This is a genomic window from Weizmannia sp. FSL W8-0676 (assembly GCF_038593015.1).
Classification (GTDB): Bacteria; Bacillota; Bacilli; order Bacillales; family Bacillaceae_C; genus Weizmannia; species Weizmannia coagulans.
The window spans coordinates 1,792,493-1,816,267 of the sequence record NZ_CP151954.1 but is presented as its reverse complement, the minus strand read 5'-3'; the positions used below and the strand labels follow the sequence as shown (position 1 = coordinate 1,816,267).

The 23,775-nt window shown below is 48.9% G+C and carries 26 protein-coding genes, 2 pseudogenes and 1 riboswitch; of the genes and pseudogenes, 21 read left to right on the top strand and 7 right to left on the bottom strand.

Annotated elements, in window-relative coordinates:
• Position 1: 1 nt before the first annotated feature.
• Complete coding sequence (locus NST20_RS08930; RefSeq protein ID WP_013859649.1) at positions 2-631, top strand: MBL fold metallo-hydrolase; 630 nt, start codon at positions 2-4, stop codon at positions 629-631.
• 69 nt (positions 632-700) lie between these two features.
• Here NST20_RS08930 and NST20_RS08925 read toward each other — a convergent pair whose 3' ends face one another.
• Both NST20_RS08925 and NST20_RS08920 read right to left on the bottom strand, forming a co-directional pair.
• Positions 701-943: a DUF2626 domain-containing protein gene (locus NST20_RS08925; protein ID WP_014098019.1), complete on the bottom strand. Its 243-nt coding sequence runs from the start codon at positions 941-943 to the stop codon at positions 701-703.
• 77 nt (positions 944-1,020) lie between these two features.
• Positions 1,021-1,728 (bottom strand): helix-turn-helix domain-containing protein, encoded by a 708-nt coding sequence (locus NST20_RS08920; RefSeq protein ID WP_258921440.1) that lies wholly within the window; start codon positions 1,726-1,728, stop codon positions 1,021-1,023.
• 194 nt (positions 1,729-1,922) lie between these two features.
• Between NST20_RS08920 and comGA the strand changes: the two genes are divergently transcribed.
• The 9 genes from comGA to NST20_RS08875 all read left to right on the top strand — a co-directional run bounded on the left by comGA (position 1,923) and on the right by NST20_RS08875 (position 6,652).
• A complete protein-coding gene (gene comGA, locus NST20_RS08915; protein WP_013859647.1) occupies positions 1,923-3,047 on the top strand; it encodes a competence type IV pilus ATPase ComGA in 1,125 nt (374 codons plus the stop codon).
• Positions 2,947-4,011 carry a competence type IV pilus assembly protein ComGB gene (comGB, locus tag NST20_RS08910; RefSeq protein ID WP_342399303.1) on the top strand — a complete coding sequence of 355 codons (1,065 nt, stop codon included), beginning with the start codon at positions 2,947-2,949 and terminating at the stop codon, positions 4,009-4,011. The genes comGA and comGB overlap by 101 nt, the downstream gene beginning before the upstream one ends.
• Before the next feature lie 67 nt (positions 4,012-4,078).
• Positions 4,079-4,390 carry a competence type IV pilus major pilin ComGC gene (gene comGC, locus NST20_RS08905; RefSeq protein WP_013859645.1) on the top strand — a complete coding sequence of 104 codons (312 nt, stop codon included), beginning with the start codon at positions 4,079-4,081 and terminating at the stop codon, positions 4,388-4,390.
• A complete protein-coding gene (gene comGD, locus NST20_RS08900; RefSeq protein ID WP_029142067.1) occupies positions 4,387-4,830 on the top strand; it encodes a competence type IV pilus minor pilin ComGD in 444 nt (147 codons plus the stop codon). The genes comGC and comGD overlap by 4 nt, the downstream gene beginning before the upstream one ends.
• Entirely contained in the window at positions 4,817-5,125 is a 309-nt protein-coding gene (locus NST20_RS08895) for a type II secretion system protein (RefSeq protein WP_029142068.1), read from the top strand. The genes comGD and NST20_RS08895 overlap by 14 nt, the downstream gene beginning before the upstream one ends.
• Positions 5,088-5,570 (top strand): competence type IV pilus minor pilin ComGF, encoded by a 483-nt coding sequence (gene comGF, locus NST20_RS08890; RefSeq protein ID WP_342399302.1) that lies wholly within the window; start codon positions 5,088-5,090, stop codon positions 5,568-5,570. Before NST20_RS08895 ends, comGF begins: the two co-directional genes overlap by 38 nt.
• Positions 5,567-5,935, top strand: a complete 369-nt coding sequence (gene comGG, locus NST20_RS08885; protein ID WP_029142070.1) for a competence type IV pilus minor pilin ComGG — start codon at positions 5,567-5,569, stop codon at positions 5,933-5,935. Before comGF ends, comGG begins: the two co-directional genes overlap by 4 nt.
• A complete protein-coding gene (locus NST20_RS08880; RefSeq protein WP_342399301.1) occupies positions 5,932-6,489 on the top strand; it encodes a shikimate kinase in 558 nt (185 codons plus the stop codon). The genes comGG and NST20_RS08880 overlap by 4 nt, the downstream gene beginning before the upstream one ends.
• Positions 6,476-6,652 carry a YqzE family protein gene (locus tag NST20_RS08875; RefSeq protein WP_064485109.1) on the top strand — a complete coding sequence of 59 codons (177 nt, stop codon included), beginning with the start codon at positions 6,476-6,478 and terminating at the stop codon, positions 6,650-6,652. Before NST20_RS08880 ends, NST20_RS08875 begins: the two co-directional genes overlap by 14 nt.
• Before the next feature lie 33 nt (positions 6,653-6,685).
• On the opposite strand, the gene NST20_RS08870 is transcribed toward NST20_RS08875, so the two are convergent.
• Both NST20_RS08870 and NST20_RS08865 read right to left on the bottom strand, forming a co-directional pair.
• Positions 6,686-7,477 (bottom strand): YqhG family protein, encoded by a 792-nt coding sequence (locus tag NST20_RS08870; protein ID WP_342399300.1) that lies wholly within the window; start codon positions 7,475-7,477, stop codon positions 6,686-6,688.
• Positions 7,446-9,149, bottom strand: a complete 1,704-nt coding sequence (locus NST20_RS08865) for an SNF2-related protein (RefSeq protein WP_342399299.1) — start codon at positions 9,147-9,149, stop codon at positions 7,446-7,448. Before NST20_RS08865 ends, NST20_RS08870 begins: the two co-directional genes overlap by 32 nt.
• Positions 9,150-9,367: 218 nt before the next feature.
• Positions 9,368-9,458: riboswitch (glycine riboswitch) on the top strand.
• 170 nt (positions 9,459-9,628) lie between these two features.
• Here NST20_RS08865 and gcvT point away from each other — a divergent pair.
• Genes gcvT through gcvPB form a run of 3 tightly spaced genes read left to right on the top strand, consistent with a single transcriptional unit; the run spans position 9,629 to position 13,549 of the window.
• Entirely contained in the window at positions 9,629-10,750 is a 1,122-nt protein-coding gene (gene gcvT, locus NST20_RS08860) for a glycine cleavage system aminomethyltransferase GcvT (RefSeq protein ID WP_013859636.1), read from the top strand.
• Positions 10,747-12,099 carry an aminomethyl-transferring glycine dehydrogenase subunit GcvPA gene (gene gcvPA, locus NST20_RS08855; protein ID WP_029141284.1) on the top strand — a complete coding sequence of 451 codons (1,353 nt, stop codon included), beginning with the start codon at positions 10,747-10,749 and terminating at the stop codon, positions 12,097-12,099. Before gcvT ends, gcvPA begins: the two co-directional genes overlap by 4 nt.
• Positions 12,089-13,549: an aminomethyl-transferring glycine dehydrogenase subunit GcvPB gene (gcvPB, locus tag NST20_RS08850; RefSeq protein WP_013859634.1), complete on the top strand. Its 1,461-nt coding sequence runs from the start codon at positions 12,089-12,091 to the stop codon at positions 13,547-13,549. Before gcvPA ends, gcvPB begins: the two co-directional genes overlap by 11 nt.
• Before the next feature lie 35 nt (positions 13,550-13,584).
• Here the strand turns inward: gcvPB and NST20_RS08845 are convergent, their stop codons facing one another.
• Positions 13,585-13,971: a rhodanese-like domain-containing protein gene (locus tag NST20_RS08845; protein WP_013859633.1), complete on the bottom strand. Its 387-nt coding sequence runs from the start codon at positions 13,969-13,971 to the stop codon at positions 13,585-13,587.
• A 246-nt stretch (positions 13,972-14,217) separates the two neighbouring features.
• On the opposite strand from NST20_RS08845, the gene NST20_RS08840 reads away from it, so the two are divergent.
• The 5 genes and pseudogenes from NST20_RS08840 to NST20_RS08820 all read left to right on the top strand — a co-directional run bounded on the left by NST20_RS08840 (position 14,218) and on the right by NST20_RS08820 (position 19,983).
• Entirely contained in the window at positions 14,218-15,054 is an 837-nt protein-coding gene (locus tag NST20_RS08840; protein WP_017553551.1) for a biotin/lipoate A/B protein ligase family protein, read from the top strand.
• 345 nt (positions 15,055-15,399) lie between these two features.
• Entirely contained in the window at positions 15,400-17,958 is a 2,559-nt protein-coding gene (locus tag NST20_RS08835; RefSeq protein ID WP_013859631.1) for a vitamin B12-dependent ribonucleotide reductase, read from the top strand.
• 128 nt (positions 17,959-18,086) lie between these two features.
• Positions 18,087-18,479, top strand: a pseudogene (locus tag NST20_RS08830) (FAD-dependent oxidoreductase); the annotation flags it as partial.
• A gap of 15 nt (positions 18,480-18,494) precedes the next feature.
• Positions 18,495-18,824, top strand: a pseudogene (locus NST20_RS08825) (acetyl-CoA acetyltransferase); the annotation flags it as partial.
• Positions 18,825-19,098: 274 nt separating this feature from the next.
• Positions 19,099-19,983 carry a patatin-like phospholipase family protein gene (locus NST20_RS08820; RefSeq protein WP_118497734.1) on the top strand — a complete coding sequence of 295 codons (885 nt, stop codon included), beginning with the start codon at positions 19,099-19,101 and terminating at the stop codon, positions 19,981-19,983.
• Positions 19,984-19,999: 16 nt separating this feature from the next.
• Here the strand turns inward: NST20_RS08820 and NST20_RS08815 are convergent, their stop codons facing one another.
• Together NST20_RS08815 and NST20_RS08810 are read right to left on the bottom strand one after the other, a co-directional pair.
• Positions 20,000-20,365 (bottom strand): SA1362 family protein, encoded by a 366-nt coding sequence (locus NST20_RS08815; protein WP_235601555.1) that lies wholly within the window; start codon positions 20,363-20,365, stop codon positions 20,000-20,002.
• A gap of 158 nt (positions 20,366-20,523) precedes the next feature.
• Positions 20,524-21,447: a DUF1385 domain-containing protein gene (locus tag NST20_RS08810; RefSeq protein WP_061566230.1), complete on the bottom strand. Its 924-nt coding sequence runs from the start codon at positions 21,445-21,447 to the stop codon at positions 20,524-20,526.
• A 184-nt stretch (positions 21,448-21,631) separates the two neighbouring features.
• Between NST20_RS08810 and NST20_RS08805 the strand changes: the two genes are divergently transcribed.
• The 3 genes from NST20_RS08805 (at position 21,632) to NST20_RS08795 (ending at position 23,760) form a co-directional block, all read left to right on the top strand.
• Positions 21,632-22,150, top strand: coding sequence for a YqhR family membrane protein (locus tag NST20_RS08805; protein WP_029142194.1), 519 nt, complete (start codon positions 21,632-21,634; stop codon positions 22,148-22,150).
• Positions 22,151-22,249: 99 nt separating this feature from the next.
• A complete protein-coding gene (aroQ, locus tag NST20_RS08800) occupies positions 22,250-22,705 on the top strand; it encodes a type II 3-dehydroquinate dehydratase (protein ID WP_328004592.1) in 456 nt (151 codons plus the stop codon).
• On the top strand, positions 22,699-23,760 hold the full coding sequence (locus tag NST20_RS08795; RefSeq protein WP_061566229.1) for a Xaa-Pro peptidase family protein: 1,062 nt from the start codon (positions 22,699-22,701) through the stop codon (positions 23,758-23,760). Before aroQ ends, NST20_RS08795 begins: the two co-directional genes overlap by 7 nt.
• The last annotated feature ends 15 nt before the right edge of the window (positions 23,761-23,775 follow it).

The window sequence follows — 23,775 nt, the reverse complement described above, 5'->3', positions numbered from 1 at the left end:
AATGAAATGGAAACAATTGCCGGTCGGGCCCATTCAGACGAATTGCTATATCCTGTGGAACCACGAAAAAGACTGTTTGATATTTGACCCCGGAGCGGAATTTGAAAGGCTGCACGCTTTTATCGGGGAAAATGCGCTGAACCCGCTTGCGGTGCTTTTAACGCATGCCCATTTTGACCATATTGGCGCCCTTGATGCGGTAAGGGATGCGTACAAAATCCCGGCCTATATCCATCAAAAGGAAGAGATGTGGCTCGGGGATCCAGGGCAAAACGGCTCCCATTTTTTCGGGATGGGAGAAATCAGCGCGCGCGGGGCGGAAAAGCTTATCGCCGGGGAAGACATGTTGAAAATCGGCTCTTTTTCGCTTCAAGTGCTGGAAACGCCGGGCCACTCCCCGGGGAGCGTTTCGTACTGGCTGCCTGATCACAACATTGTCTTTTCAGGGGACGCCCTTTTTTCCGGCAGCATTGGGCGGACCGATCTTCCGGGCGGGAACCATGGCGTTTTGCAGGAAAGCATTCATACAAAGTTACTGGTTTTGCACCCGGATACAATCGTGTTCCCGGGACACGGGCCGCAGACAACGATCGGGGCCGAAAAAAGTTCCAACCCGTTTTTGGGGGGATAAAAAAACCGGCAGCGAATGCCGGTTTTTTTAGTGCAAGGAAAGAGCAAGCAGACTTTTAAGAGGAACAGGTTATTCGCCGAAGCCGGGTGTGAGTATAAACGTGGTGTAGTACGTAAAGCCGGCGAAGAAAATTGTTAAATAAGCCCCAAAGATGTACATATACATGCGTTCGGACAGTTTCAAGTAGCTGACAAGCACAAAGAAACCGGTCTGGGCCAGAAACAGTAAAGCGGTTTCTTTCATGCCGCCAAGGAAAAACATGACTGCCATTACACCAGTCCAGAAACCCAATACGCGGTACATACGATCCAAATGAACCACCCCTTCTTTTTATGTCCATCAAGTTATATTATAAAGGAACAAAGAAGGGGTGTAAACACAACCGGTACTTAATTCGCAACTTTAGCAACTTTCACATGATAAATGCATTCGCTGCAATCATGAAGCATGGTTTCCTGCTGGTTGATGTCGAAATCGTCAAACAACGCTTCAAACAACCCGTGAATATAAGCAACATGCACCTCGCAAACATCCGCCGAGTGATGGATTAATTCCCGGAACGGACAGTTGTATACATGGTAATCGAGTTCGTTCTTGTCTGTTGTTTCCAGCGTTTCGATGCAGTATCCGTCCACGGTGGACACGCTTGCGAGCACAGATAATTTTTCATTAAATGTCAGCTGGTCTTTTGTTTTATTCATGTTTTTTAAGATGTTTTCGATGATCCGTTTTCCGTACTCCCGGCCGATCTCTTTCAAAAGGCCTGCATCTGCCAGTTTCATTTTGTTGATGGCTTCAAGCAAAATGTTGGACAGCAATTTGTATTCACGGTGCGGGAAGGAAAGTTCCACCACTTGTTCAGAGCTTTTATACAGCCTTGCCGGGCGCCCGCCTTTTCCGGTTTTGTTCAGTTCGGATGAAATTATCTTTACATCTTCGAGCTTCGACAAATGGAGCCTTGCCACATTTGGATGAATATGAAATTCATTGGCCACTTCCTGGACGGATACTTCGCTCCGTTTCTTCAGTACAAATTGGTAAATCGAGTAGCGGGTCGGGTCAGAAAGGGCGTTGATCACTTTTAATGTTGGTTCCATATTAAACACCTCTATATTTTTTATCCTATCTATATTATAAATGATAACAACGCCAAAATTTGTGACAAAAATCACACACTTTTTTGTCGCTAAGAGAAAAAATAGCGAAAAAATTTTTGTTTTAAAGCAGGAATTTTGAAAGCCGTGTCGAAATGAGAGAATATCCCAAAAAGAAAGGTGGTATGTGATGGATTATGTCAGTTGAAAAAATTGCGGAACTTTTGATCGGACAGGCGGTAAAAAACAATGTGACCGATGTCCATATCGTTCCGAAAGAAAAGCATTACCATGTCCAGTTCCGGCAGTACGGAAGGCTGTACCCCCACCGCAACCTTTCCGCGAAAGCCGGGGAAAGGCTGATATCCCATTTGAAATTTATGTCTTCCATGGATATCAGTGAAAAACGGAAACCCCAAAGCGGGTCGTTTGCCATGAACGTTTTGCAGCAGACGATCTCCTTAAGGATTTCGACGCTGCCAACCTCTCTTTCCAAAGAGAGCCTCGTCATCCGGATTTTGCCCCACGAAGAACAATTCCAGCTCAGCCAAATTTCACTTTTTCCATCGAGCACGAAAAAATTAATGGCGCTATTAAACCATTCGCACGGCATGCTGATTTTCAGCGGTCCGACCGGAAGCGGCAAGTCGACGACGATGTATACGCTTGTTGAGCACTGCGCAAAACGGTTTTTACGGAATGTAATTACACTGGAAGACCCTGTTGAAAAACAAAGCGATTCGTTTTTGCAGGTGCAGGTGAATGAAAAAGCAGGCATTACTTATAGCACAGGGCTGAAAGCAATTTTGCGCCATGATCCGGATATTATCCTGGTGGGGGAAATCCGCGATGCCGAAACAGCAAGAATTGCGGTCCGCGCATCGCTCACCGGCCATCTCGTGCTGACGACATTGCATACGCGTGACGCAAAGGGCGCGATCTACAGGATGATGGAATTCGGCGTGAGCATCCACGAAATGGAGCAGACTTTGCTCGCAGTCAGCGCACAGCGGCTGATTACATTGCGATGCCCGGTATGCGGTGGGATCCGCTGTCCGCATGATTCGCAAGATTGCCCACGCAGCCGAGAAAAGCGGCAAACCGCGGTATATGAGCTGCTGTACGGGAAAAATTTGCAGCGAGTGTTGAAAGAAGCAAAGGGGGAACAAGTCTACTATCATTATCCGACACTGAAAGAATGGCTCAGAAAGGGGATTGTGCTTGGATACATTTCTGAAGAAGAGTATCACCGCTGGATTGCCGAAGAGGAAGAAGCGGATAAGCCTCAAACTGCAGGGGCGCTTTCTTACCCGGGTCGGTGAAATGCTCGAAAACGGATTTCCGATTGCGGATGCCATCGATTTTCTCGGGCATGTGGACGGCGAACTGAATGCGCGTTCCATGAACAAACAGCTGCAAAACGGAACATCGCTCCATGACGTGCTGCTGAAACACCGGTTTGATGCCAATGCATGCATGCAAATTTATTTTGCCGGACGGCACGGGGAGATGGTTGCTGCCCTTAAAGAGGCGGGCGCCTACTTATTGAAAAAACATGAGGATGCCCTTGCCTTTTGGAAACTGATCCGTTATCCGCTCATATTGGCAGCCGCGCTGTTTATCGCCACGGCTTTTGTGAGAAACGTGCTGCTGCCGCAATTTGAACATATGTATGTCGCAATGGACTACAAACCTTCGCGAAATCTCCGGCTGTTCCTTACCATCATGGAACAGGCCCCGCATGTTATCCTGGTTTCAAGTATTTTTCTCTTCCTATTTTTCACACTCTTTTTTCTCTATTTTAAACGAAAAAAACCGCTGAGGCAGGCGGCGTGGCTTTCGCGGCTGCCGGTATCCCGCTTTTACTATACCAGCTATTACAGCCAGTTTTTGGCAAGAGAATGGAGCTTTATGCTGAAAAGCGGTTTTTCCGTCTATGAAATTTTGCATGTCATGGAATCGCAAAATTTTAAGCCGCTTTGGCGCGATACTGCAAAATATTTGCGCGAAAAACTGCTTGCTGGTGAGACGTTCTCCCGGGCCCTGGCTTCTGTCCCGTTTATCGAGCCACAGCTGGTCATTTTGGTCCGCCACGGGGAGAAAAACGGGCGCCTTGATCAGGAGCTCTATTATTACAGCCAAATTAGCTTGAAAAGAATGGAAGAGAAAATCCAAAGCCTGTTCGGGCTGATTCAACCGGTTGTGTTTATTTTCATCGGTTTCTTTTTGGTCGCCATTTATTTGTCGATCATGCTGCCGATGTTCCAGATGATTGACGCGGTTTAACCGGGGAAGGCGTGCCGGATGGCGGGGCTTCAAGCCTTCCCACAAAAAAAGAAAGGAGAAATTGTCCATGTCTTTTATCAAAAATGAAAAAGGTTTTACGCTGATCGAAATGCTGATTGTTTTGCTCGTCATTACGGTTCTCTTGTTTTTGATGATTCCGAACATTTCCAAGCATACCGATGCGATCAATAATAAAGGCTGCGATGCGTTCATTGCCATGGTGCAGGGACAGGTGCAGGCGTATGAAATGGACCACAATGAATATCCGTCATCCATCAGCCAGTTAAAAGACGGCGGCTATGTATCGAAAACGAGCTGCCCAAATGGAAACGGAGTGAACATCGGGGCGGACGGGAAAGTAACGGAGGTTGCAAAGTGAAGCGGCCAAAAAACGAAGCCGGTTTTACCTTTCCGGAAATGCTCGTTGTTTTGTTGATTGTATCCGTGATCACCGCCCTTGCGTTTGCCGGATTTAAGCCGGTGAAACATACGACCGTCAAAAAAATGTTCATCAACCAGCTTGAAAATGATTTGTACCTGGCGCAAACGGACGCGATTTCCCGCCAGACGAACGTATACGTCCAATTTTTCCGCCAGAACAATATGTATTCCATTTTTGAGGCGAGGAAAAATGCGGCGATTGTAAAAAGAAAGCTTCCGGAAGGCATCAAAATGTTCGAAAACGGCAGCTTTCATTCCTATACGATCGGGCCGGACGGGAATGTTACCCAGTTCGGCACGCTCTATTTCCAGTCCGGCGGAGAACAAATCAAGCTGGTTACGCATATTGGAAGCGGGCGGTTTTATGTCGAAGAGTGAACGGGGCTTTACTTTTCCGGAAGTCATCGCTGCGTTTGCCGTATTTTGCCTGATGGCGGCCTGCCTGTTCCCGCCGTTTCTCCATATGCTTGGCCAGATCAAAGAGACAAAACAGGAGATGGAGGCAGCCCGTTTTTTATACGAAAAAACGGAGGAATGGACTTTTACCGGAAAAGTCGTTGAAAAAGAAAAAAAGGCCGGCGGGGCCACGTGGACATTTCAAATCAAAGACAATGGCAGAAAGGCATGTGTCAAACATGAGCAAAACAAGACTTGTGTTTCGCTTCGGCAATGAAAAAGGCTTTACGCTGCTTGAAAGCGTGTGCGTGCTGTTTCTCGTCACTTCCTTGTTCTCGCTTTTTCCCCTGGCAGTGAAAACATTCGGGACAGCCGGGGAAGCATTCCGGCCGGAAGAAGATGAAGAGTGGAATCTTTTTCTCATGCAGTTGCGCAAAGAAATCCGGGTGAGCAGCTCGTGCCAGGCAGCCCAAAATACTTTGAAACTGAACGAGGCAGGAAGGACGGTTACGTATGAACCGTACCGGAACAGTTTGCGGCGGAGAGTGGACGGTGAGGGGCATCAAATTGTGCTCCAAAATGTGCGGTCCATCCAATTTGCGGCAACAGGAAACGGGGTCAAAGTGTCCGCTGTTTATCCGAATGGTGCGGAAAAAACAGCGGAAATGACCTTTCTTTCCCGCCATGCGCTCTTCGGCCAAACGGAGGGCAATGCCCGATGAACAGGCAAAAAGGGTTTATTTTGCCGGTAGTGCTGTTTTTGGCGCTTGCCGCATGCAGTATGGTCATTTCGGGAACAAATATTTACCTAGGCGAAAAGAAATATGCCGTGCTGGTGAAGGAATATTATTTGCGGAATACCATGTCGCTTTTCGCCATCAGGGAGGCGGCGCAAAAATTGGAAAAAGGCGACAAAAGCCCGGGTGAACTCCGTTTTTCAGACGGATTGGTGTCTTACAATATCAAACAGGACGGGGATACTGCAGTGATTTCCTTAACTGCGGAAAATGGCAGTGGTGAACTGTTTAAAAGTACGATACGATATAATCAGGCAGAAAAAAAGGTGCTTCAATGGGAGGAACAATGAACAAAAGGATCTATTTGACCGGGTTTATGGGTGCCGGAAAAACGACTGTCGGCCATGCGCTCGCCTCGCTTTTGGGAAGTAGGGCGACGGACTTGGACCGCTGGATTGAAGATGAGGAAGGAATGCCGCCCGCTGCCATTTTTGCTGTAAAAGGGGAAGCCTATTTTCGCCGGAAAGAAACAGAAATGCTGAAACGGGCCGCATCGCTTGCAGGGGTGATCATGACAGGCGGGGGGATTGTCATGCGGGAAGAGAACGCCTGTCTATTAAAACGGGACGGCGTGACGGTTTTTCTGGATTGCGATCCGGAAATCCTAGTTTCACGCATTCAAAATGACCCCTCAAGGCCTGTCGCAACAGGAAGGACAAAGGAGGAGATCATCGCCCTTTACAAAAAAAGGCGGCCGTTTTACCTTTCGTGTGCCGATTTGGTTATTGATACGACGGGAAAACCGGTTGCGGAGATTGTTGCGGAAATTTCCGGCCGCATAAAAACGGAAGCTTTCGGTTATACTGGCGCCTGTAAGGATGGTGGCGCCAATGTCGACAAATGATTATGTCAAATTGCTGGCACAAACATGGATGCAGCATATGAGCACGCCAAAAAGCGAGCGGCAGAAAAAGCGGAACGAGAAAAAGGAAGAGATGCCGCCTTTTGCCGAAAGATGGTTCGGCATTCTTCCTTATTTTTTTCTCTTTTTCAAAAGAAAACAGTAGCAGAATCAGGCAGCCTTTTTGGGGCTGCCTGATTTATATAAACGCATCTTTTAAATAAAAGAGGCCGCCGTTTAGGACATGAACGGTAATTTTCGGCTCATACTGTTCCTTCAGCGCCTGTTTTTCAATTTCATACGATTCCGGGCGCTCTTCCATATCTTCGTAAAAATGGTCCAACAGCGCGAGATCCTGGTGCCACCGTTTTACCGCTTCTTCCGCCCAATGATGCGGTTCTTTCGACAGGCCTTGCCGGATATACTGTTCAATCCTTTTGACGGCGCTTTTCGGCATGATAATCGGCGTCAGTGTAAAACAATAATCCGGAATTTTCGGCGTCAGTGCCCGTTGTTCCAGCCAGTCCTGAAAATTTTCAGCCATTGTGCCGTGGATTAAATTCAACCCGATCGAGCGGAATACATCTTTTTTTAAATCACAGCGGTACGAAATTTTGGCGTTCATCCCAAGCCAAGGGTAAAGTGGCACCTGTTTTTGCCCGGGGCGGACGTCTTCAAACAGGCGGATATAGCGGGAAAACTGCTTTGCCGTCTCGAAAATCTGGTTCAGACGGGGGCTTCCAAAATGGACCGGTTCCCCTTTTACCGTATCCGGTGCTTTTTCCCGGTCCGTAATGAACGTGACGGTCATCGGATTCGGGATGCCGCCTGTTTTTTCAAGATAGGACCAGTAAAACGGCCGGTTCATTAACGCCTTATCCAGTTCAATCGTCAGCTGCACCGTCATCCAGCCGGGGCGGTTTTCAACCAATACAGCGCCGTTTGCTTCAAAAAAGCGTTCAAGATATTGATGTATTTCTTCCTGCAGCATCCGCATTTCCCTCCTCTTTCCGTACCGCTTCCGCAAATTCGATCATTTGGGTGAGATTTTCCATTTTGATGTTCATTTCGCCTTCCGATTGCGAGTTTTGGAAGACATCCAGCAGGTGGTCTTCCAGTTTTCCGAATTCGAGCCGGGTCAGAATTTCATCGAGTTCCCCGATTACCCGCTCAAACAAATGGATTTTTTCGTACAACAGTTTCATGATATGTTCTTCAACCGTATTTTTGGTTGCGAAATTATAAATATGCACATCCTTTTCCTGGCCAAGGCGGTGGACACGCCCGATCCTTTGCTCGAGCCGCATCGGGTTCCACGGCAGGTCAAAATTGATCATATGGTGGCAAAATTGCAGGTTGATCCCTTCACCGCCCGCTTCTGTCGCAATGAGCACCTGGGCGCGGTTTTCAAACAGCTGCCGCATCCAGTCTTTTTTGCCGCGCTTAAAGCCGCCGCGGAACGGGACGGATGAAATGCCGTGTTGTTTTAAAAACCATTGCAGGTAAAGCTGTGTTGCCCGGTATTCCGTAAAAATGATCACTTTATCATCAATGTTTTGGATAAGCTCGAGCGCTTTTTCCGCTTTTGAATTGGTTTTTATCGCTTCAATTTTCTGGATCAGCGCAGCAACGGTTTCTTCTAAAACGGGCGAGGGCTGTTCCGTTTTTTTCAGCAGGTTTTTTAAGGTTACAAAAACGGCTTCCCGGCTCGAACACGCCTCGCGCTGCAGCGTCAATAGCGAGAAGCCGGCGCGGCTGTACGATTCGCTGCCTCTGCGGATCGTTTGCAGCGCGTCATACAATTCGCGCTCTTCTTTGCTGAAGTCAATCAGCACCGTTTCAACGCGCCGTTTTGTCCATTCCACCCCGGTGTTTGTGCGCCGGTTCCGGATCATCACTTTGCTGACCAGCTTCCGCAAATGTTCGTCTTCTTTCACCTGCCTGTCCCCATTTTTATATTTTTTGCTGAAATTCGATTCGCTGCCTAAATGGCCGGGTTTCAGCAGGGAGACAAGGTGGAAGATTTCATCGATCCGGTTTTGGATCGGTGTCGCCGTCAAAAGCAGGCAGAATTTCTTCTTTAAGCCCTGGACAAATGCGTAGTTTTTTGTATTCGGATTTTTCAGCTTGTGCGCCTCGTCAATAATAATCATGTCGTACTGCTGATTGTAAATGATGTCGCGGTGCGGGCTTCTTTTTGCGGTGTCAATGGAAGAGACAACACAGTCATACTGCTCCCACATATAACTTTTCTTCTGCCCGACAGCGGGAATATGGAATTTGCTGTTCAGTTCCGCGACCCATTGCGACACGAGCGATGCCGGGACCAAAATGAGCACTTTTTTTGCAAGCCCGCGAATCATATATTCTTTTAAAATAAGGCCGGCTTCAATCGTTTTTCCAAGCCCGACTTCATCCGCCAAAATGGCTTTGCCGTTCATCTTTTCAACCACCTGGCGGGCCGCTTCCAGCTGGTGCGCAAGCGGTTTGACATTGGCCAGATGCTTTGGCGCCTGCAACCCTTCAAATTCCGGAATGACCAGCCGTTTTTCCATTTCCACTGCAAGCTTATAAAGTTCCCATTTTCCCCACGGCCCGTCCTCCTGATAGCGTTCCATCAATTCCGTTTCCCACGAGCGGTCAAATTCAATGTTGACTTCCATGCTACCTGCACTCCTTTTCCAATCGTCCCCGATGCATCGTTTTCCATTTCTTACAGCCGCTTTTTATTTTAAAAAATTCAATTGATTTTCAGAATGGTGTCATGATACGATGAAACTGACCAAGAGTTTTTACAGGGTTTACAGGGAAAATCGTATGGAACAGCCTGCATCAGGCATTTTAACTTTAGTATGCCCGATTTTGAACTGAATATTGGCGGATGAGAATAAGAGGAGAGACTGCATTTTTTGTAGCGCCGACGGAGCAAGCGGAAACGTGAATCTCTCAGGCAAAAAGACTCTTAATTTGACGCATCTCTGGAGAGCGCTTCTTTTTTCGGGAAGCCACCAAAGGGGAAAACCGTTTTTCGGTAAACTTTCAGGTGCAAGGACAGGGAATATTTCGTGAAGCAGGCGGAATATTCCCTGTTTTTTTGCTCCCGGATCCACATCCGGATAAAAAACAGAATGGAGGGGTACTAATGCCGGAATTAAAACGGACGCCATTATATGATGTATACCGGAAATACGGCGCAAAAACGACCGGTTTCGGCGGTTGGGAACTGCCGGTGCAATTTTCGGGCATTAAAGCCGAACACGAAGCCGTCCGCACACGGGCAGGCCTGTTTGATGTTTCGCATATGGGCGAAATCCTGGTGGAGGGGCCGGAAAGCCTTGGCTTCCTTCAAAAAATGATGACGAACGATGTGTCCAAATTGAAGCCGGGTGCTGCCCAATATACCGCCATGTGCAATGAAGCCGGCGGCACAGTCGATGATTTGCTGGTTTACCAATTGGGCGAAAACCGGTATTGGCTCGTGGTGAATGCCGCCAATACGGAAAAAGATTACAAATGGCTTGTTTCACACCGGACGGAGGATGTTTCTATAACGGACATCAGCGTAAACGTTGCCCAGCTCGCGCTCCAGGGGCCGCTTGCTGCGGAAGTAATGCAAAAACTTGCGCCAGAAGCGGATGTTTTTACCATTCCATCGTTTTCATTTATTGAAAACGCAAATGTTGAAGGGTTTCAAGTGCTGCTTTCGAGAACCGGTTACACGGGCGAAGACGGCTTTGAAATTTACTGCCGCAGTGAAGATGCGCCAAAGCTATGGGACGAAATATTGGCGAAGGGCCGGGAAAAAGGCGTTTTGCCGTGCGGGCTCGGGGCGAGGGATACGCTCCGCTTTGAAGCCGGGCTCTGCCTTTACGGCCAGGAATTGGCAGAAGACATTTCCCCGCTTGAAGCCGGCATCGGGTTTGCTGTAAAGCTTAAGAAAGAAGCGGATTTTATCGGGAAACAGGCGCTCCTTGCACAGAAAGCAGAAGGCCTGAAACGGCGCCTTGCCGGCATCGAAATGACCGGCCGCGGCATTCCGCGCCACGGATACAGCGTTTATGCAGGGGATGAGCGGATTGGCATGGTGACAACCGGGACACAGTCGCCGACTTTAAAGAAAAATATCGGCCTTGCCCTTTTGCGTGTACCGTGGGACGCGCCCGGCACCGAAGTAGAAGTGGATGTCCGTTCCAAAAAGATCAAAGCCGTCGTTGTCCAAACACCGTTCTATAAAAAGCAAAAAAACGGGGAGGGGGAAAAGTGATGCACCGTTACCTGCCGATGACGGAAGAAGATAAACGCGAGATGCTGGATGCGATCGGGGTCCGAAGTGCCGGGGAACTGTTTTCCGACATCCCCGAAAAAGTGCGGTTTAAAGGGGATTACCGGATCAAAAAAGCAAAATCGGAAACGGCGCTGTTAAAAGAACTGTCAGAACTTGCCGGGAAAAATGCCAATTTAAAAGAATATGCCTCTTTTTTGGGGGCGGGGGTTTATGACCACTATATTCCAACGGTCGTGGACCATGTGATCTCAAGATCCGAATTTTATACGGCCTATACCCCTTACCAGCCGGAAATCTCGCAAGGGGAACTGCAGGCCATCTTTGAATTCCAGACGATGATTTGCGGGCTGACCGGCATGGATGTGGCCAATTCCTCGATGTATGACGGCGGCACGTCCATGGCTGAAGCGGCCATGCTTGCGGCCGGGCAGACGAAGAGGAAGAAAATATTGGTTTCAAAAGCTGTCCATCCGGAATACCGGGCCGTTTTACATACGTATGCCAGGGGACAGGGCATCACCGTGGAAGAAATACCGCTCGCAGACGGCTGTACCGACCTGGAAGCGGCCAAAAAACAAATAGACGGCGGGACAGCTGCCGTCATCGTCCAATACCCGAACTTTTTCGGTTCGCTTGAACGGTTAAAAGAAATCGGCGAACTGGCCCATGGCGAAAAAGCTTTGTTTGTTGTATCCGCCAATCTGCTTGCCTTAGGGGTGCTTGCGCCGCCGGGCGATTTCGGCGCCGATATCACAACCGGCGACTGCCAGGTCTTCGGCATTCCGGCTGCATTCGGCGGCCCGCATTGCGGCTACTTTGCGACAACGTCAAAACTGATGCGGAAAATACCCGGCCGGCTTGTTGGCGAAACAGTCGATGAGGACGGGAAAAGGGGGTATGTGCTGACGCTCCAGGCGCGCGAACAGCATATCCGCCGCGACAAAGCGACGTCCAATATTTGCTCAAACCAGGCGCTCAATGCCCTTGCCGCATCGGTGGCAATGAGCGCCCTCGGCAAAAAGGGCGTAAAAGAAATGGCACTGGCCAATATTGCAAAAGCACAGTACGCGAAAAGGAAATTGGCGGAAAAAGGGTTTGAAATCCCGTTTTCGTCTCCTTTTTTCAATGAGTTTCCCGTGAAATTGCCAAAAAGCGTTCAAGAAGTAAATGAACATTTATTACAGAAAAAAATCATCGGCGGCTATGATGCGGGCAAGGATTACCCGGAATTTGCCGGTTGCATGCTTATTGCCGTGACGGAATTGCGGTCAAAAGAAGAGATTGACCAATTGGCTGAAGAAATGGGGGTCGTGTGCTATGGCAAATGAAGAAATGTCGCTGATTTTTGAACGGTCCAAACCAGGCCGGATCGCGTATAGCCTGCCGGAAATGGACGTGCCGGAAGTGGATGCTGCTGGCCTTTTTCCGCCTGAATACATCCGCAAACAGGATGCGGAACTGCCGGAAGTGTCGGAACTGGATTTAATGCGGCACTACACAAAGCTGTCAGAAAACAACCACGGCGTCGATTCCGGTTTTTACCCGCTCGGATCCTGCACGATGAAATACAATCCGAAAATCAATGAAACGGTTGCGCGCTTTCCGGGATTTGCCCATATCCATCCGCTTCAGGATGAAAGCACCGTCCAGGGGGCGCTCGGGCTGATGTATGACCTGCAGGAACATTTAAAAGAGATTACCGGCATGGATGAAGTGACCTTGCAGCCTGCTGCCGGCGCCCACGGGGAATGGACCGGGCTGATGCTGATCCGCGCTTTCCATGAAGCAAACGGGGATACAAAGCGGACAAAAGTGATCATTCCCGACTCCGCCCACGGCACCAACCCGGCTTCCGCGACCGTTGCCGGCTTCGAAACGGTCACTGTGAAGTCGAATGAAGAAGGGCTTGTGGATCTCGACGACTTAAGAAAAATTGCCGGGGAAGATACCGCAGCGCTCATGCTTACCAATCCGAATACGCTCGGGCTGTTTGAAGCGCATATTCTTGAAATTGCAGAAATTATCCATGAGGCGGGCGGCAAACTGTATTATGACGGCGCCAACCTGAATGCCGTGCTTGCGAAGGCGCGCCCGGGCGATATGGGATTCGATGTTGTTCACCTGAATCTTCATAAAACATTTACAGGCCCGCACGGCGGCGGCGGCCCGGGTTCGGGTCCGGTCGGCGTCAAAAAAGAGCTGGTCCCGTTTTTGCCGGTGCCGGTTGTTGCGAAAAAAGGCGGCCGCTATTATCTGGATGAAGACCGGCCGCAATCAATCGGCAGGGTGAAGCCGTTTTACGGCAATTTCGGCATCAATGTCCGGGCCTATACGTATATCCGTTCAATGGGGCCGGACGGCTTGCGGGAAGTGACCGAGAATGCGGTGATCAATGCCAATTATATGATGCGGAAGCTGGCGCCGTACTACGACCTACCATATGACCGCCATTGTAAGCATGAATTTGTGTTAAGCGGCAGGCGCCAGAAAAAACTCGGGGTGCGGACGTTTGATATCGCCAAGCGGCTGCTTGATTTTGGCTTCCATCCGCCAACCGTGTATTTTCCGCTCAACGTGGAAGAGTGCATGATGATTGAGCCGACGGAAACCGAGTCGAAGGAAACGCTGGATGCCTTTATTGATGCGATGATCCAAATCGCAAAAGAAGCGGAGGAAAATCCGGAAATCGTCCAGGAAGCCCCGCATACAACCATTGTCAAACGCCTGGATGAAACGCGGGCGGCGCGAAAACCGGTTTTGCGTTATGTGAAAAAATAAAAGGAAAAATGCCGCGGCAAAGCCGCGGCATTTTTTTAGTTCCCTGATTTGATTTTGCCTGTCCAGTTTTTAAAGCCGCCTTTCAACTGGTAAAGGTCGCGGCAGCCGTTTTTATAAAGCATTTCAGCGGCGCGCCCGGTGCGCGTCCCGTTCTGGCAATATAAATAAACCGGTTTATCGGTCCGGATCTCTTTTAATCTCATTTTCAGCTGAGACAGCGGAATATTGCGGGCGCCTAAAATATGTCCGTTTGCAAATTCATTCGGTTCGCGCACATCAATGAGCTGCGCTTTGCGGTAACCCGCCTTGAATTCTTCTTCCGTCAAGCTTTTCAGGATTTTTTTCTGCCGGTAGTATCTGGCGAGTGTATACGCCGCTACCGCAACAATAACAATGATGACTGTGTACCACGATTGTGACATCTGCATGCCCCCTTTCTTACCTGATGCGCTATCTACTATTATATTCGTGTTGCGCTTCTGAATCAAAATCTTTTTTTCAGAAAGCCATGTCACCGCTATTTTTTCAGTTTTTCCGCCTGAAAAGCCTGTAGCCCTTGAGTTTTTAATGTTAGCGGAAAAACCGGCACAAACGTGAGCGGGGCTTTGCCGTTTTTCGTCGTTTTTTGGTAAACTGGTAAAGTGATATTTTTAAGAAGAGGGGTTCATATGGGAAAAGAAACCTGGTTGTTTGTAGATTCAGGCCACTGTCCGCCGTTTTTTAACATGGCGCTGGATGAGGCCCTGCTCGACTGGCACAGCAAAGGGGAGATCCCGCCCGCCATCCGCTTTTACGGCTGGGATCCGGCCACCCTTTCAATCGGGTATTTCCAGCGGGCAAAACAGGAAATCGATCTCGAAGCGGTAAAACGATACGGGCTCGGCTTTGTCCGGCGTCCGACAGGGGGAAGGGCTGTTTTGCACGAGCACGAGCTGACCTACAGCGTGATCGTATCGGAAGCGCATCCGGATATGCCGAAAACGGTCACGGAAGCCTACCGTGTGATTTCGGAAGGGCTTGTCAGGGGATTTCGTGCGCTCGGCCTTGAGGCGTATTTTGCGGTGCCGCGGACGGAAGCAGAACGGGAGGCGCTAAGATCCCCGCATTCTTCGGTTTGTTTTGATACGCCGAGCTGGTACGAACTGGTCGTGGAAGGGAGAAAAGTCGCCGGCAGCGCGCAGACGCGGCAGAAAGGCGTCATTTTGCAGCACGGCTCGATTTTGCTCGATATGGATGAGGAGAAGCTGTTCAGCCTGTTTAAATATCCGAGTGACAGGGTGAGGGAAAGAATGCAGCGGAGTTTTAAGCAGAAGGCGGTTGCAATCAATGAACTACGCACCGTTCCCGTCACATACGGGGAAGCAAAAGAGGCTTTCCATAAGGGGTTTGAAGAAGGGCTCGGCATCCGGCTGGAACCGTACACCTTGACGCCGGCGCAACAGGCGTATGTGGAAGAACTGGCAGACAGGCGGTACAGGTCGGATGAATGGAATTTTAAGAGATAAATGAACATTTGTTTTTTTAGCGGCCAGAGGCATGCTTTTTCGCTATTTCCTTTTGTGCCGCGCTTTTTATGGCTGCTTTTTTGATGCAAGCGGCAAATTTTTTCGTTATGCCCGGATTTGCCTGCTTTTTCGGGGGATTTCTCGCATTTTCAGCATGTCTTATTCTTTTTTTTATTTGACAAAAAGAAAGAGGTTTGACCTAACTACAATATATAGTATATAAAAACAAAATATCAATACAATATCTAGTGTTTTTGCTTGCAATTTTTGCCTGCGGTGTGCTATTTTAAAGGAGGCAGAACCACCAGAGAATTTGCATGGAGAAATAGAGAAGGAGTTGTCGTTATGTCTGTTGCTTCGACAGAAAAATTATGGGATGTGGAGAAGCTGAACGAAGATATCCGCTTATTTCCGCAGGTCCATCCGATTACACCGGATATGAACATCACGTACAAAGGCGTTTCAAGGCTTGTCATGATTGACAGATACGCGTTTAAAGACACGGAAAAAGTCACATTGGGCAAGGGCGATTTTGTTGTCCTCACGATTAAAGAAGACCCGAAATTTCCGGCCAGGGGGCTCGGCGTCATCAAAGAAATCGACTGGGAAAAAAATGAAGCGGAAGTCTTAATTGAAGAAGATTACCGCCAGGCGCTGGAACACCCGGATGAAAGAGAAACAGGGGTCATCAAAAGGCCGCTTGATATCATTGAGAAGCCGCTTGAAGTCTACTACGAACAAATCGCAAAACGGAATGCAACCGGCTTAGCGGCAGTGGAAAAAACAGAAGAGAAACGGAAAGAATGGTTTGGGAAGTTTTACAATGAACTGGTAAACTTAAACTTCATCCCGGCAGGCCGCGTCCTCTACGGCGCAGGGTCGGAAACGGAAGTTACTTATTTTAATTGTTATGTGATGCCGTTTGTACCGGATTCGCGGGAAGGCATTTCCGAACACCGCAAACAAGTGATGGAAATTATGAGCCGCGGCGGCGGGGTTGGGACAAACGGTTCGACGCTGCGCCCGCGCAATACGCTGGCAAGGGGCGTCAACGGCAAATCAAGCGGCTCTGTCTCATGGCTCGATGACATCGCCAAACTCACGCACCTGGTCGAACAGGGCGGCAGTCGCAGGGGAGCACAAATGATCATGCTGGCTGTCTGGCATCCGGACATTGTCGAATTTATCATTTCGAAAATGCAGAATCCGCAGATTTTGCGTTTCCTGATCGAAAATACGAACGATGAGTGGATCCGCAAGCTAGCCCACGACAAATTGAAATTCACGCCGCTTTCCGAAATGGAAAGGCAAATGTACCATGGGATTGTGAACTACAAACATATTCCGGGACAGGGCGGCTTTACGGACGAAGTCATGAAAGAGGCGGAAGAAAAACTGGCAACAGGCGGGCATTACACCGTCCATAATCCGGAATTTTTAACCGGCGCCAATATTTCCGTCTGCCTCACAAAAGAATTTATGGAAGCAGTTGAACAAGACGCGGAATTCGAACTGAAATTTCCGGATGTGGAAAATTACAGCGAAGAAGAAATGCGCATATATAATGAAGAATGGCATAAAATCGGCGATGTGCGCGAATGGGAAAAACTCGGCCGCAAAGTGCGCGTCTACCGCAAAATCAAAGCAAAAGAACTTTGGAATTTGATTAACATCTGCGCGACTTACTCGGCGGAACCGGGCGTCTTCTTTATCGACAACGCCAACGACATGACAAACGCAAAAGCATACGGCCAGAAAGTCGTCGCAACGAATCCTTGCGGAGAGCAACCGCTCGCGCCCTATTCCGTCTGCAACCTCGCAGCGGTCAATCTTGCAAAAATGGTCGACAAAGAAACGAAAGAAGTGCGCTGGGATCAATTGAAACAAACCGTCCATACCGGCGTCCGCATGCAGGACAATGTCATTGACGCGACCCCGTACTTCCTGAAAGAAAACAAAAAACAGGCGCTCGGGGAACGGCGTGTCGGCCTTGGCGTTATGGGCTTAGCCGACCTTCTCATTTATATGGAAAAAGAATACGGATCCGAAGAAGGCAACAAACTTGTCGACAAAGTGTTTGAAACAATCGCGACCGAAGCATACCGTGCATCCATTGAGATCGCAAAAGAAAAAGGGAGCTTCCCATTTTTAACGGGGGAAACCGAAGAAGAGACAAACCGCCTGCGCCGTGCATTCACGGAAACCGGTTATATGAAAAACATGCCGGAAGACATCCGCAAGGCAATTTTAAAACACGGCATCCGGAACTCCCATTTGCTGACCGTTGCACCAACCGGATCCACCGGCACCATGGTTGGCGTTTCCACCGGGCTTGAGCCGTATTTTTCCTTTTCCTATTTCCGCAGCGGGCGCCTCGGCAAATTTATCGAGGTCAATGCGGACATCGTCCAGGAATATCTGGATCAGCATCCTGAAGCGGACAAAGACCATCTGCCGAACTGGTTTGTAACCGCGATGGATCTTGCACCGGAAGCCCATGCCGATGTCCAATGCGTCATCCAGCGCTGGGTGGACAGCTCGATTTCGAAAACGGTCAACGCCCCGCGCGGTTACACGGTTGAACAGGTGGAAAAAGTGTACGAACGCCTGTATAAGGGCGGCGCGAAAGGCGGAACCGTTTATGTGGACGGCAGCCGGGATTCGCAAGTCCTGACATTGAAAGCAGAAGAACCGCAGGAAGAAAAACAGGAAAAAGCGGAAGTGAAACATGCGAAACAGCATGTCGTCCTGGTTGATACAATCCCGGATATCCGGTCAACAAACGTCACATACGGCAACGAAATCGGCGATACCTGCCCGATCTGCCGGAAAGGGAAAGTGAAGGAAATCGGCGGCTGCAATACATGCGATAACTGCGGCGCGCAATTAAAATGCGGCTTGTAAACGGAATAGTTGAGAAAAAACGGAGCAAAGCGATGCTCCGTTTTTTTCTGCTTACAAAACACCGGTTAAAAGAATAATCGGAAAAATGGTTAAAAAACTTTAATTCGAATATTGACAGCAAAAACGTGATGAAAAAGATTGGATTGAATTTTGATAAGAATGCGATTGTCGTAGATTCGGCGATGCGGACAAACATCGAAGGCATATTTGCGGCGGGTGATGTAACAACGTTTGACGGCAAGGTAAAGCTGATCGCCACGGGATTTGGAGAAGCAGCGACAGCCATTGCAAGCGCAAAAGTTTATCTCGATCCGGCCGCACTCGGCGGTTTCAAAGTCAGGCTGGTAGATGTCCGGCCTGACATCCTGCATCAAGCGGAAAACATAATCGGATCCGACATGGAAAAAGGGCTGGAGAGGGGGAAAATCAACGGGGCAGACGCTGAAAGGATAAAGGCAAATATCGAATATACCGTTGATTTGCCGGCAGTAGCCGGTTCTGAAGATGTGATCATCGAGGCAGTGCCGGAAAACGGCTATCCGAGGGGAAATCTGGAAATGTTTGACACAACGATCGGATGGAGATTTGTAAATGAAAAATTGAAGAAAATGTACGGGACAGACAGCATGCCGGAAACAGCGGAAAATGTCGCAAAGCAATTCCACATCAGCCGGGAAGCGCAGGATGCCTTTGCTTTTACGAGCCAAATGAGGGCGAAAGCGGCCATGGAAGCAAACCGCTTTCAAGATGAAATCGTGCCTGTCGTGTATACGGATCAGAAGGGGGAATCCGTATCTGTCATCCGGGATGAGCATCCCCGCCCCGATACTACGCCGGAAAAACTGGCAAGGTTGAAACCGCTTTTTGTAGGGGGCCAAATTGCCGGCCTTATTGAGGACTGCCCGTCTGTTGCCCAATTATTAGAAGAAATGGTAAAAGAAGCACGGGCTGTGCTAACCAGGAGCATGGCGCGGTTATAATCCCGTATGAACTCTTTGTTCTAATTCCTTTCCTTATGCGCTAAAATAATAAAAAAGCATTTTTTTCATCTTTCGTTCAAGCGGGGCATCCTGCCAACATTCCGCATTTTTTCTGACCAACAAACCGAAACGCCCGGTGCAAATCCAAGGGTGGATTTCCATGGAGATTGACGCGGTGTTTTCCGGCGGAGGCATAAAAGGCCTTGCGCTCATCGGGGCATTGGAAGTTTTGGAAAAAAAAGGATTTACGTTTAAACGGCTGGCCGGCACAAGCGTCGGCTCCGTTTTTGCAGGGCTGCGGGCTGCAGGCTATACAAGCGGCGAAATGAAGCAAATGCTTGCGGAAACAGACACGGCCGCGTTTCTTGACCAGCGAAAACCGCTGCTGCCGGTGCCGTTTGCGAAATGGCTGCTGCTGTATTGGCGGCTCGGGTTGTACAGGGGCACCGCGTTTGAGGAATGGATCGGGGAAAAACTCGCATCTAAAGGTGTGTACACGTTCAAAGATGTTCCAAAAGGCTCCCTTTATTTCACGGCATCCGATCTTACCCATAACCGGCTTGTTGTTTTGCCGGATGACCTGGAACGTTACGGGGTTCCATGGCAAACCTTTCCGGTGGCAAAGGCCATTCGGATGAGCTGCAGCATTCCATATTTTTTCGAACCGGTACGGTTGCGCTCGCTGGAAGGCACAAGCCTCATTGTAGACGGCGGGGTATTAAGCAATTTTCCGATGTGGTTGTTTGTCAAACCGGAAGAAAAAAAGGCGCGGCCGGTGCTCGGCATTACGCTCAGCCCGAAACCACAGGAAGAGCCGGATGTGGAGATAAAAAATGCGATCCAGCTGTTCGATGCCCTGTTCAAGACGATGAAAGACGCCCATGATGCCCGCTATATTTCAAGAAAACTGGAAAAAGACATTATTTTTATCGCTGCAGATGGCGTGACTGCTACAGATTTTCAGCTTTCCGCCGCACAAAAAGCAGCCTTAATCGAGGCGGGCCGGAAAAAAACAGAAACGTTTCTGAAAACGTGGTCCTATTAATAAAAAAGAATCGAGCTTAGTAGACAGCTCGATTTTTCTTTTTGCCCTTTTTGCCTTCAATCACGGTTAACTGGACATTGGATTTTTTGCGCAGCGGCCGTTTTGAAAATTTAGCCGTGTGGACAGTATGGACCTTCATATTCCTTTTTTTCATTCTTTTCCTGGATTTGCGGGCGGCTTTTAAAAATGCTTTTTGTTCCTGGTTGGAAACATTCGTGCTTCTCTTGAGCAGGAAACGCATGCCAGCCAAAAGCACTGCCGCAAAAATGAAGGCTATCAACACCCTTTTCAAGAATACAACCGGCTCATGAAACAAAGAGGAACCCAGGCCGACCAGGGCCAAAAGAAAAATGCCGGCGATGATCCATTGACGCGTCTTCAACAAAAGCCACCTCCACATGTTTTCCCAACCATTTTTTCCATCATTCTATCAGTTTATACGGATCCGGCCGTTTTTATTTTGAGGTTGATTCCCCGTCGCACAAACAAGCTTGTGATAGTAAATGTATTCCCATGCGCTGGAAATTTCAAACGCCGTTTTTAACGGGCGGCAGAAGCCGTATCACCCGATTCCAGTTCAAGCAGCGCCTGAAAGGAGGAAATCGCGACTTCAATTTGCTTGTCATCCGGCTCTTTTGTCGTTAACAGCTGCAGCCACAGGCCCGGATAGCCAAGATACTTCAGAACCGGAATATGGCGGACTTTATTGGTCAGCTGAAGGACTTCAAACGCCGTGCCGAGCACGACCGGAATGAGCAAAATCCGGTCGGTGATGCGGAGCCAGAGCGGATCTGTCGGGACAAGCGTATAAATCAGGACGCTCACAATCACGGTAAACAGAATAAAACTGCTGCCGCACCGGTAATGCAGCCTCGATTGCGAGCGGACGTTTTCAACGGTCAGGGCAAGCCCGTTTTCAAATGTATTGATGACTTTATGTTCAGCCCCGTGGTATTGGAATACCCGCTTGATAAACGGCGTTAAAGAAATCAAATAAATATACGAAAGCACGAGCAGCAGTTTAAACGCGCCTTCAATGAGAATTTGCGCGGCATCCCCGGGAAAAAACGGCCTTGCCAGTTCTGCCAGAAAGACGGGAATAAGCGTCATGAAAAATTTGGCAAACAAAAAGGACAAGACGCCGGCAGCAGCCACGCCGAGCACCACCGTTGTTCTTGCGGGGGCTGCTTCCTGCCGTTTTTCGTCTTCTTCCGGGTCAACATCATACCGCTCGCTTGCAAAATTCAAATGCTTTGCTCCGTTTGCGGATGATTCAATGATGGCAATGATCCCGCGCAAAAACGGAATTTTTTTCAATTTTTGAATGGACGGGCGCGTCTCTTTTGGCAGATAAAAGAAGTCAATCCGGTTGTTTTTGCGGCGGATGGCAGTGACCGAATGCCGCTTTCCGCCGAACATGACCCCTTCCACGACTGCCTGGCCGCCATAAGCTGGTTTTGTCAATTTCTTTTCCCCCAAACCTGAACTTCAAATGCTTCTTTCCCGTTTAACCTGAAAACGGAGTGGATTTCCGAAACGATATTCACTCTTATTTTACTAAATCATTTTAAATACGACTAGGGGAAAGACTTGTGGGAAAGATAAGAAAGAAAAGATGCATGCCGTCACATGTGAAGGGGTGGAAAATATGGAAAATGGCAGCAAAGTATTAAAAAACCAGGAGCATTCCATGACCTTTTTTCAAATGGTGCTTGTGACCGGATTTGCGGGCGGGATCATTTGGAGCCTGGTTGCCTATTTATGCTTTTCTTTTCATTTTACGGCGATTGAACCGAATGTCCTGCTTGAACCATTTACAGTAGGATCTTGGCGCAAAATGTGGATCGGAAAAATCGTTTCCATATTGGCATACGGATTGTTTTCTACCGGCTGCGCCCTTGTCTATTATCTTTTCTTTAAAAAATTGAAATCGATGTGGGTGGGCGCGATCTACGGGCTTTGCCTGTGCGCAGCCGTCCTGATTGTGCTGAATCCGATTTTTCCCGGCATGAAACCTTTTCTCAAACTGGATGCCAATACGATCATTACCTGCTGTTGCATTTACATTCTCTACGGGGTGTTTATCGGTTATTCGATTTCTTTTGAGTATGAAAGAAGCCGGGTTTTTAAAAGAAAACTGGAGAGGCAGTCGAACCCGCTCCCATAAATCGAAACGGGCGGGTGCCGGCCGGAAAGTTAAAAAATAGAAATTTTCTTCAATTTATGGTAAAATGGGCACGTTAAATATGGGAAAAAGGTGCTTGAAATGAAAAAATACCTCGTATTAAACGGCCCAAATCTGAATTTGCTCGGGCAAAGGGAACCCGGCACTTACGGGAAAGATTCGTTAAAAACCCTGATGGCGCGCATGGAAGCGGCGGCCCGAAAGCACGGCGTCGCCATCGGTTTTTTTCAATCCAACCATGAAGGCGCCCTGATTGACAAGCTGCACGCTGCCGGGGATGAAGGCTTTGCAGGGATTATTTTCAATCCGGGCGCGTTCACGCATTACAGCTATGCTTTGCGGGACGCGATCAGTGCCATCCGCCTACCGGTGATTGAAGTTCATATTTCGAACATCCATGCCCGCGAGGAATTCCGCCACCATTCTGTAACGGCGGCTGTTGCGCAGGGGCAAATTGCAGGCTTCGGGCTGTTCGGCTATGAGCTTGCCCTCATGGCCTTGCTTGAGGCAGAAAAGGGAGAGGAAGAAAGATGTTAAAACTGGAGAAACTGAGAGAAACATTTCCGCAGGCCGGTATTGACGGCTTGCTCATTACAAGCCCGTATAACCGCCGCTATATGTCCAATTTTACGGGGACTACCGGGATTGTCCTTATATCCGGGGAAGCGGCAAAATTTATTACGGACTTCCGCTATGTCGAGCAGGCATCGAAAGAGTGTGAAGGCTACGAAATCGTCCAGCATCAGGGGCCGGTGGAACAGGAAGTGGCCAAACAGGTGGAAGCAATGGGGATCAAACGGCTCGGGTTTGAGCAGGACCATATGAGCTATGCGCTTTTTAAAACGTATGAAGGGCTGCTCGATGCGGAACTGGTCCCGGTTTCCGGCCTTGTTGAAAATTTGCGCTTGATCAAAACAGATGCGGAAATTAAGATATTAAAAGAGGCTGCGGATATTGCGGATGCTGCCTTTAAACATATCCTTGACTTCTTAAAACCGGGCGTCACGGAATTGGAAGTTTCCAATGAACTGGAATTTTTCATGAGGAAATGCGGCGCGACTGCTTCTTCATTTGATACCATTGTCGCATCCGGCCTCCGCTCTGCCATGCCGCACGGGGTGGCGACGGACAAGGTGATCGAAAAAGGCGATTTGGTTACGATGGATTACGGCGCGCTCTATAAAGGCTATTGTTCGGATATTACAAGGACGGTTGCGGTCGGCGAGCCTTCCGGGCAATTGAAGAAAATCTACAATATTGTGCTGGAATCGCAGCTGCTTGCCGTCCAAAACATCAAACCGGGCATGTCCGGTATTGAAGCAGACGCCATTTCCCGCGATTATATCGCCCGGGAAGGTTATGGCGATGCGTTCGGCCATTCCCTTGGGCACGGGATCGGCCTTGAAATCCACGAAGGCCCGAATCTTTCCATGCGCTCGGCCTATACTTTGGAACCGGGCATGGTTGTCACCATCGAACCGGGCATTTATGTGCCGGGTGTCGGCGGCGTCCGGATTGAAGACGATACGGTGATTACCGAAAATTCGAATGAATTGCTGACGCATTCCGCAAAAGAACTGATTATATTATAATAGTTACAGCCCTCA

What these genes read in the sequence shown, in the direction of transcription:
- NST20_RS08930 (WP_013859649.1), top strand. Translation starts at nt 2, where the DNA reads ATGAAATGGAAACAATTGCCGGTCGGGCCCATTCAGACGAATTGCTAT.
- NST20_RS08920 (WP_258921440.1), bottom strand. Translation starts at nt 1,728, where the DNA reads ATGGAACCAACATTAAAAGTGATCAACGCCCTTTCTGACCCGACCCGC.
- comGA (WP_013859647.1), top strand. Translation starts at nt 1,923, where the DNA reads ATGTCAGTTGAAAAAATTGCGGAACTTTTGATCGGACAGGCGGTAAAA.
- comGC (WP_013859645.1), top strand. Translation starts at nt 4,079, where the DNA reads ATGTCTTTTATCAAAAATGAAAAAGGTTTTACGCTGATCGAAATGCTG.
- NST20_RS08895 (WP_029142068.1), top strand. Translation starts at nt 4,817, where the DNA reads ATGTCGAAGAGTGAACGGGGCTTTACTTTTCCGGAAGTCATCGCTGCG.
- comGF (WP_342399302.1), top strand. Translation starts at nt 5,088, where the DNA reads ATGAGCAAAACAAGACTTGTGTTTCGCTTCGGCAATGAAAAAGGCTTT.
- comGG (WP_029142070.1), top strand. Translation starts at nt 5,567, where the DNA reads ATGAACAGGCAAAAAGGGTTTATTTTGCCGGTAGTGCTGTTTTTGGCG.
- NST20_RS08880 (WP_342399301.1), top strand. Translation starts at nt 5,932, where the DNA reads ATGAACAAAAGGATCTATTTGACCGGGTTTATGGGTGCCGGAAAAACG.
- NST20_RS08875 (WP_064485109.1), top strand. Translation starts at nt 6,476, where the DNA reads ATGTCGACAAATGATTATGTCAAATTGCTGGCACAAACATGGATGCAG.
- NST20_RS08870 (WP_342399300.1), bottom strand. Translation starts at nt 7,477, where the DNA reads ATGCTGCAGGAAGAAATACATCAATATCTTGAACGCTTTTTTGAAGCA.
- NST20_RS08865 (WP_342399299.1), bottom strand. Translation starts at nt 9,149, where the DNA reads ATGGAAGTCAACATTGAATTTGACCGCTCGTGGGAAACGGAATTGATG.
- gcvT (WP_013859636.1), top strand. Translation starts at nt 9,629, where the DNA reads ATGCCGGAATTAAAACGGACGCCATTATATGATGTATACCGGAAATAC.
- gcvPB (WP_013859634.1), top strand. Translation starts at nt 12,089, where the DNA reads ATGGCAAATGAAGAAATGTCGCTGATTTTTGAACGGTCCAAACCAGGC.
- NST20_RS08845 (WP_013859633.1), bottom strand. Translation starts at nt 13,971, where the DNA reads ATGTCACAATCGTGGTACACAGTCATCATTGTTATTGTTGCGGTAGCG.
- NST20_RS08840 (WP_017553551.1), top strand. Translation starts at nt 14,218, where the DNA reads ATGGGAAAAGAAACCTGGTTGTTTGTAGATTCAGGCCACTGTCCGCCG.
- NST20_RS08835 (WP_013859631.1), top strand. Translation starts at nt 15,400, where the DNA reads ATGTCTGTTGCTTCGACAGAAAAATTATGGGATGTGGAGAAGCTGAAC.
- NST20_RS08820 (WP_118497734.1), top strand. Translation starts at nt 19,099, where the DNA reads ATGGAGATTGACGCGGTGTTTTCCGGCGGAGGCATAAAAGGCCTTGCG.
- NST20_RS08805 (WP_029142194.1), top strand. Translation starts at nt 21,632, where the DNA reads ATGGAAAATGGCAGCAAAGTATTAAAAAACCAGGAGCATTCCATGACC.
- aroQ (WP_328004592.1), top strand. Translation starts at nt 22,250, where the DNA reads ATGAAAAAATACCTCGTATTAAACGGCCCAAATCTGAATTTGCTCGGG.
- NST20_RS08795 (WP_061566229.1), top strand. Translation starts at nt 22,699, where the DNA reads ATGTTAAAACTGGAGAAACTGAGAGAAACATTTCCGCAGGCCGGTATT.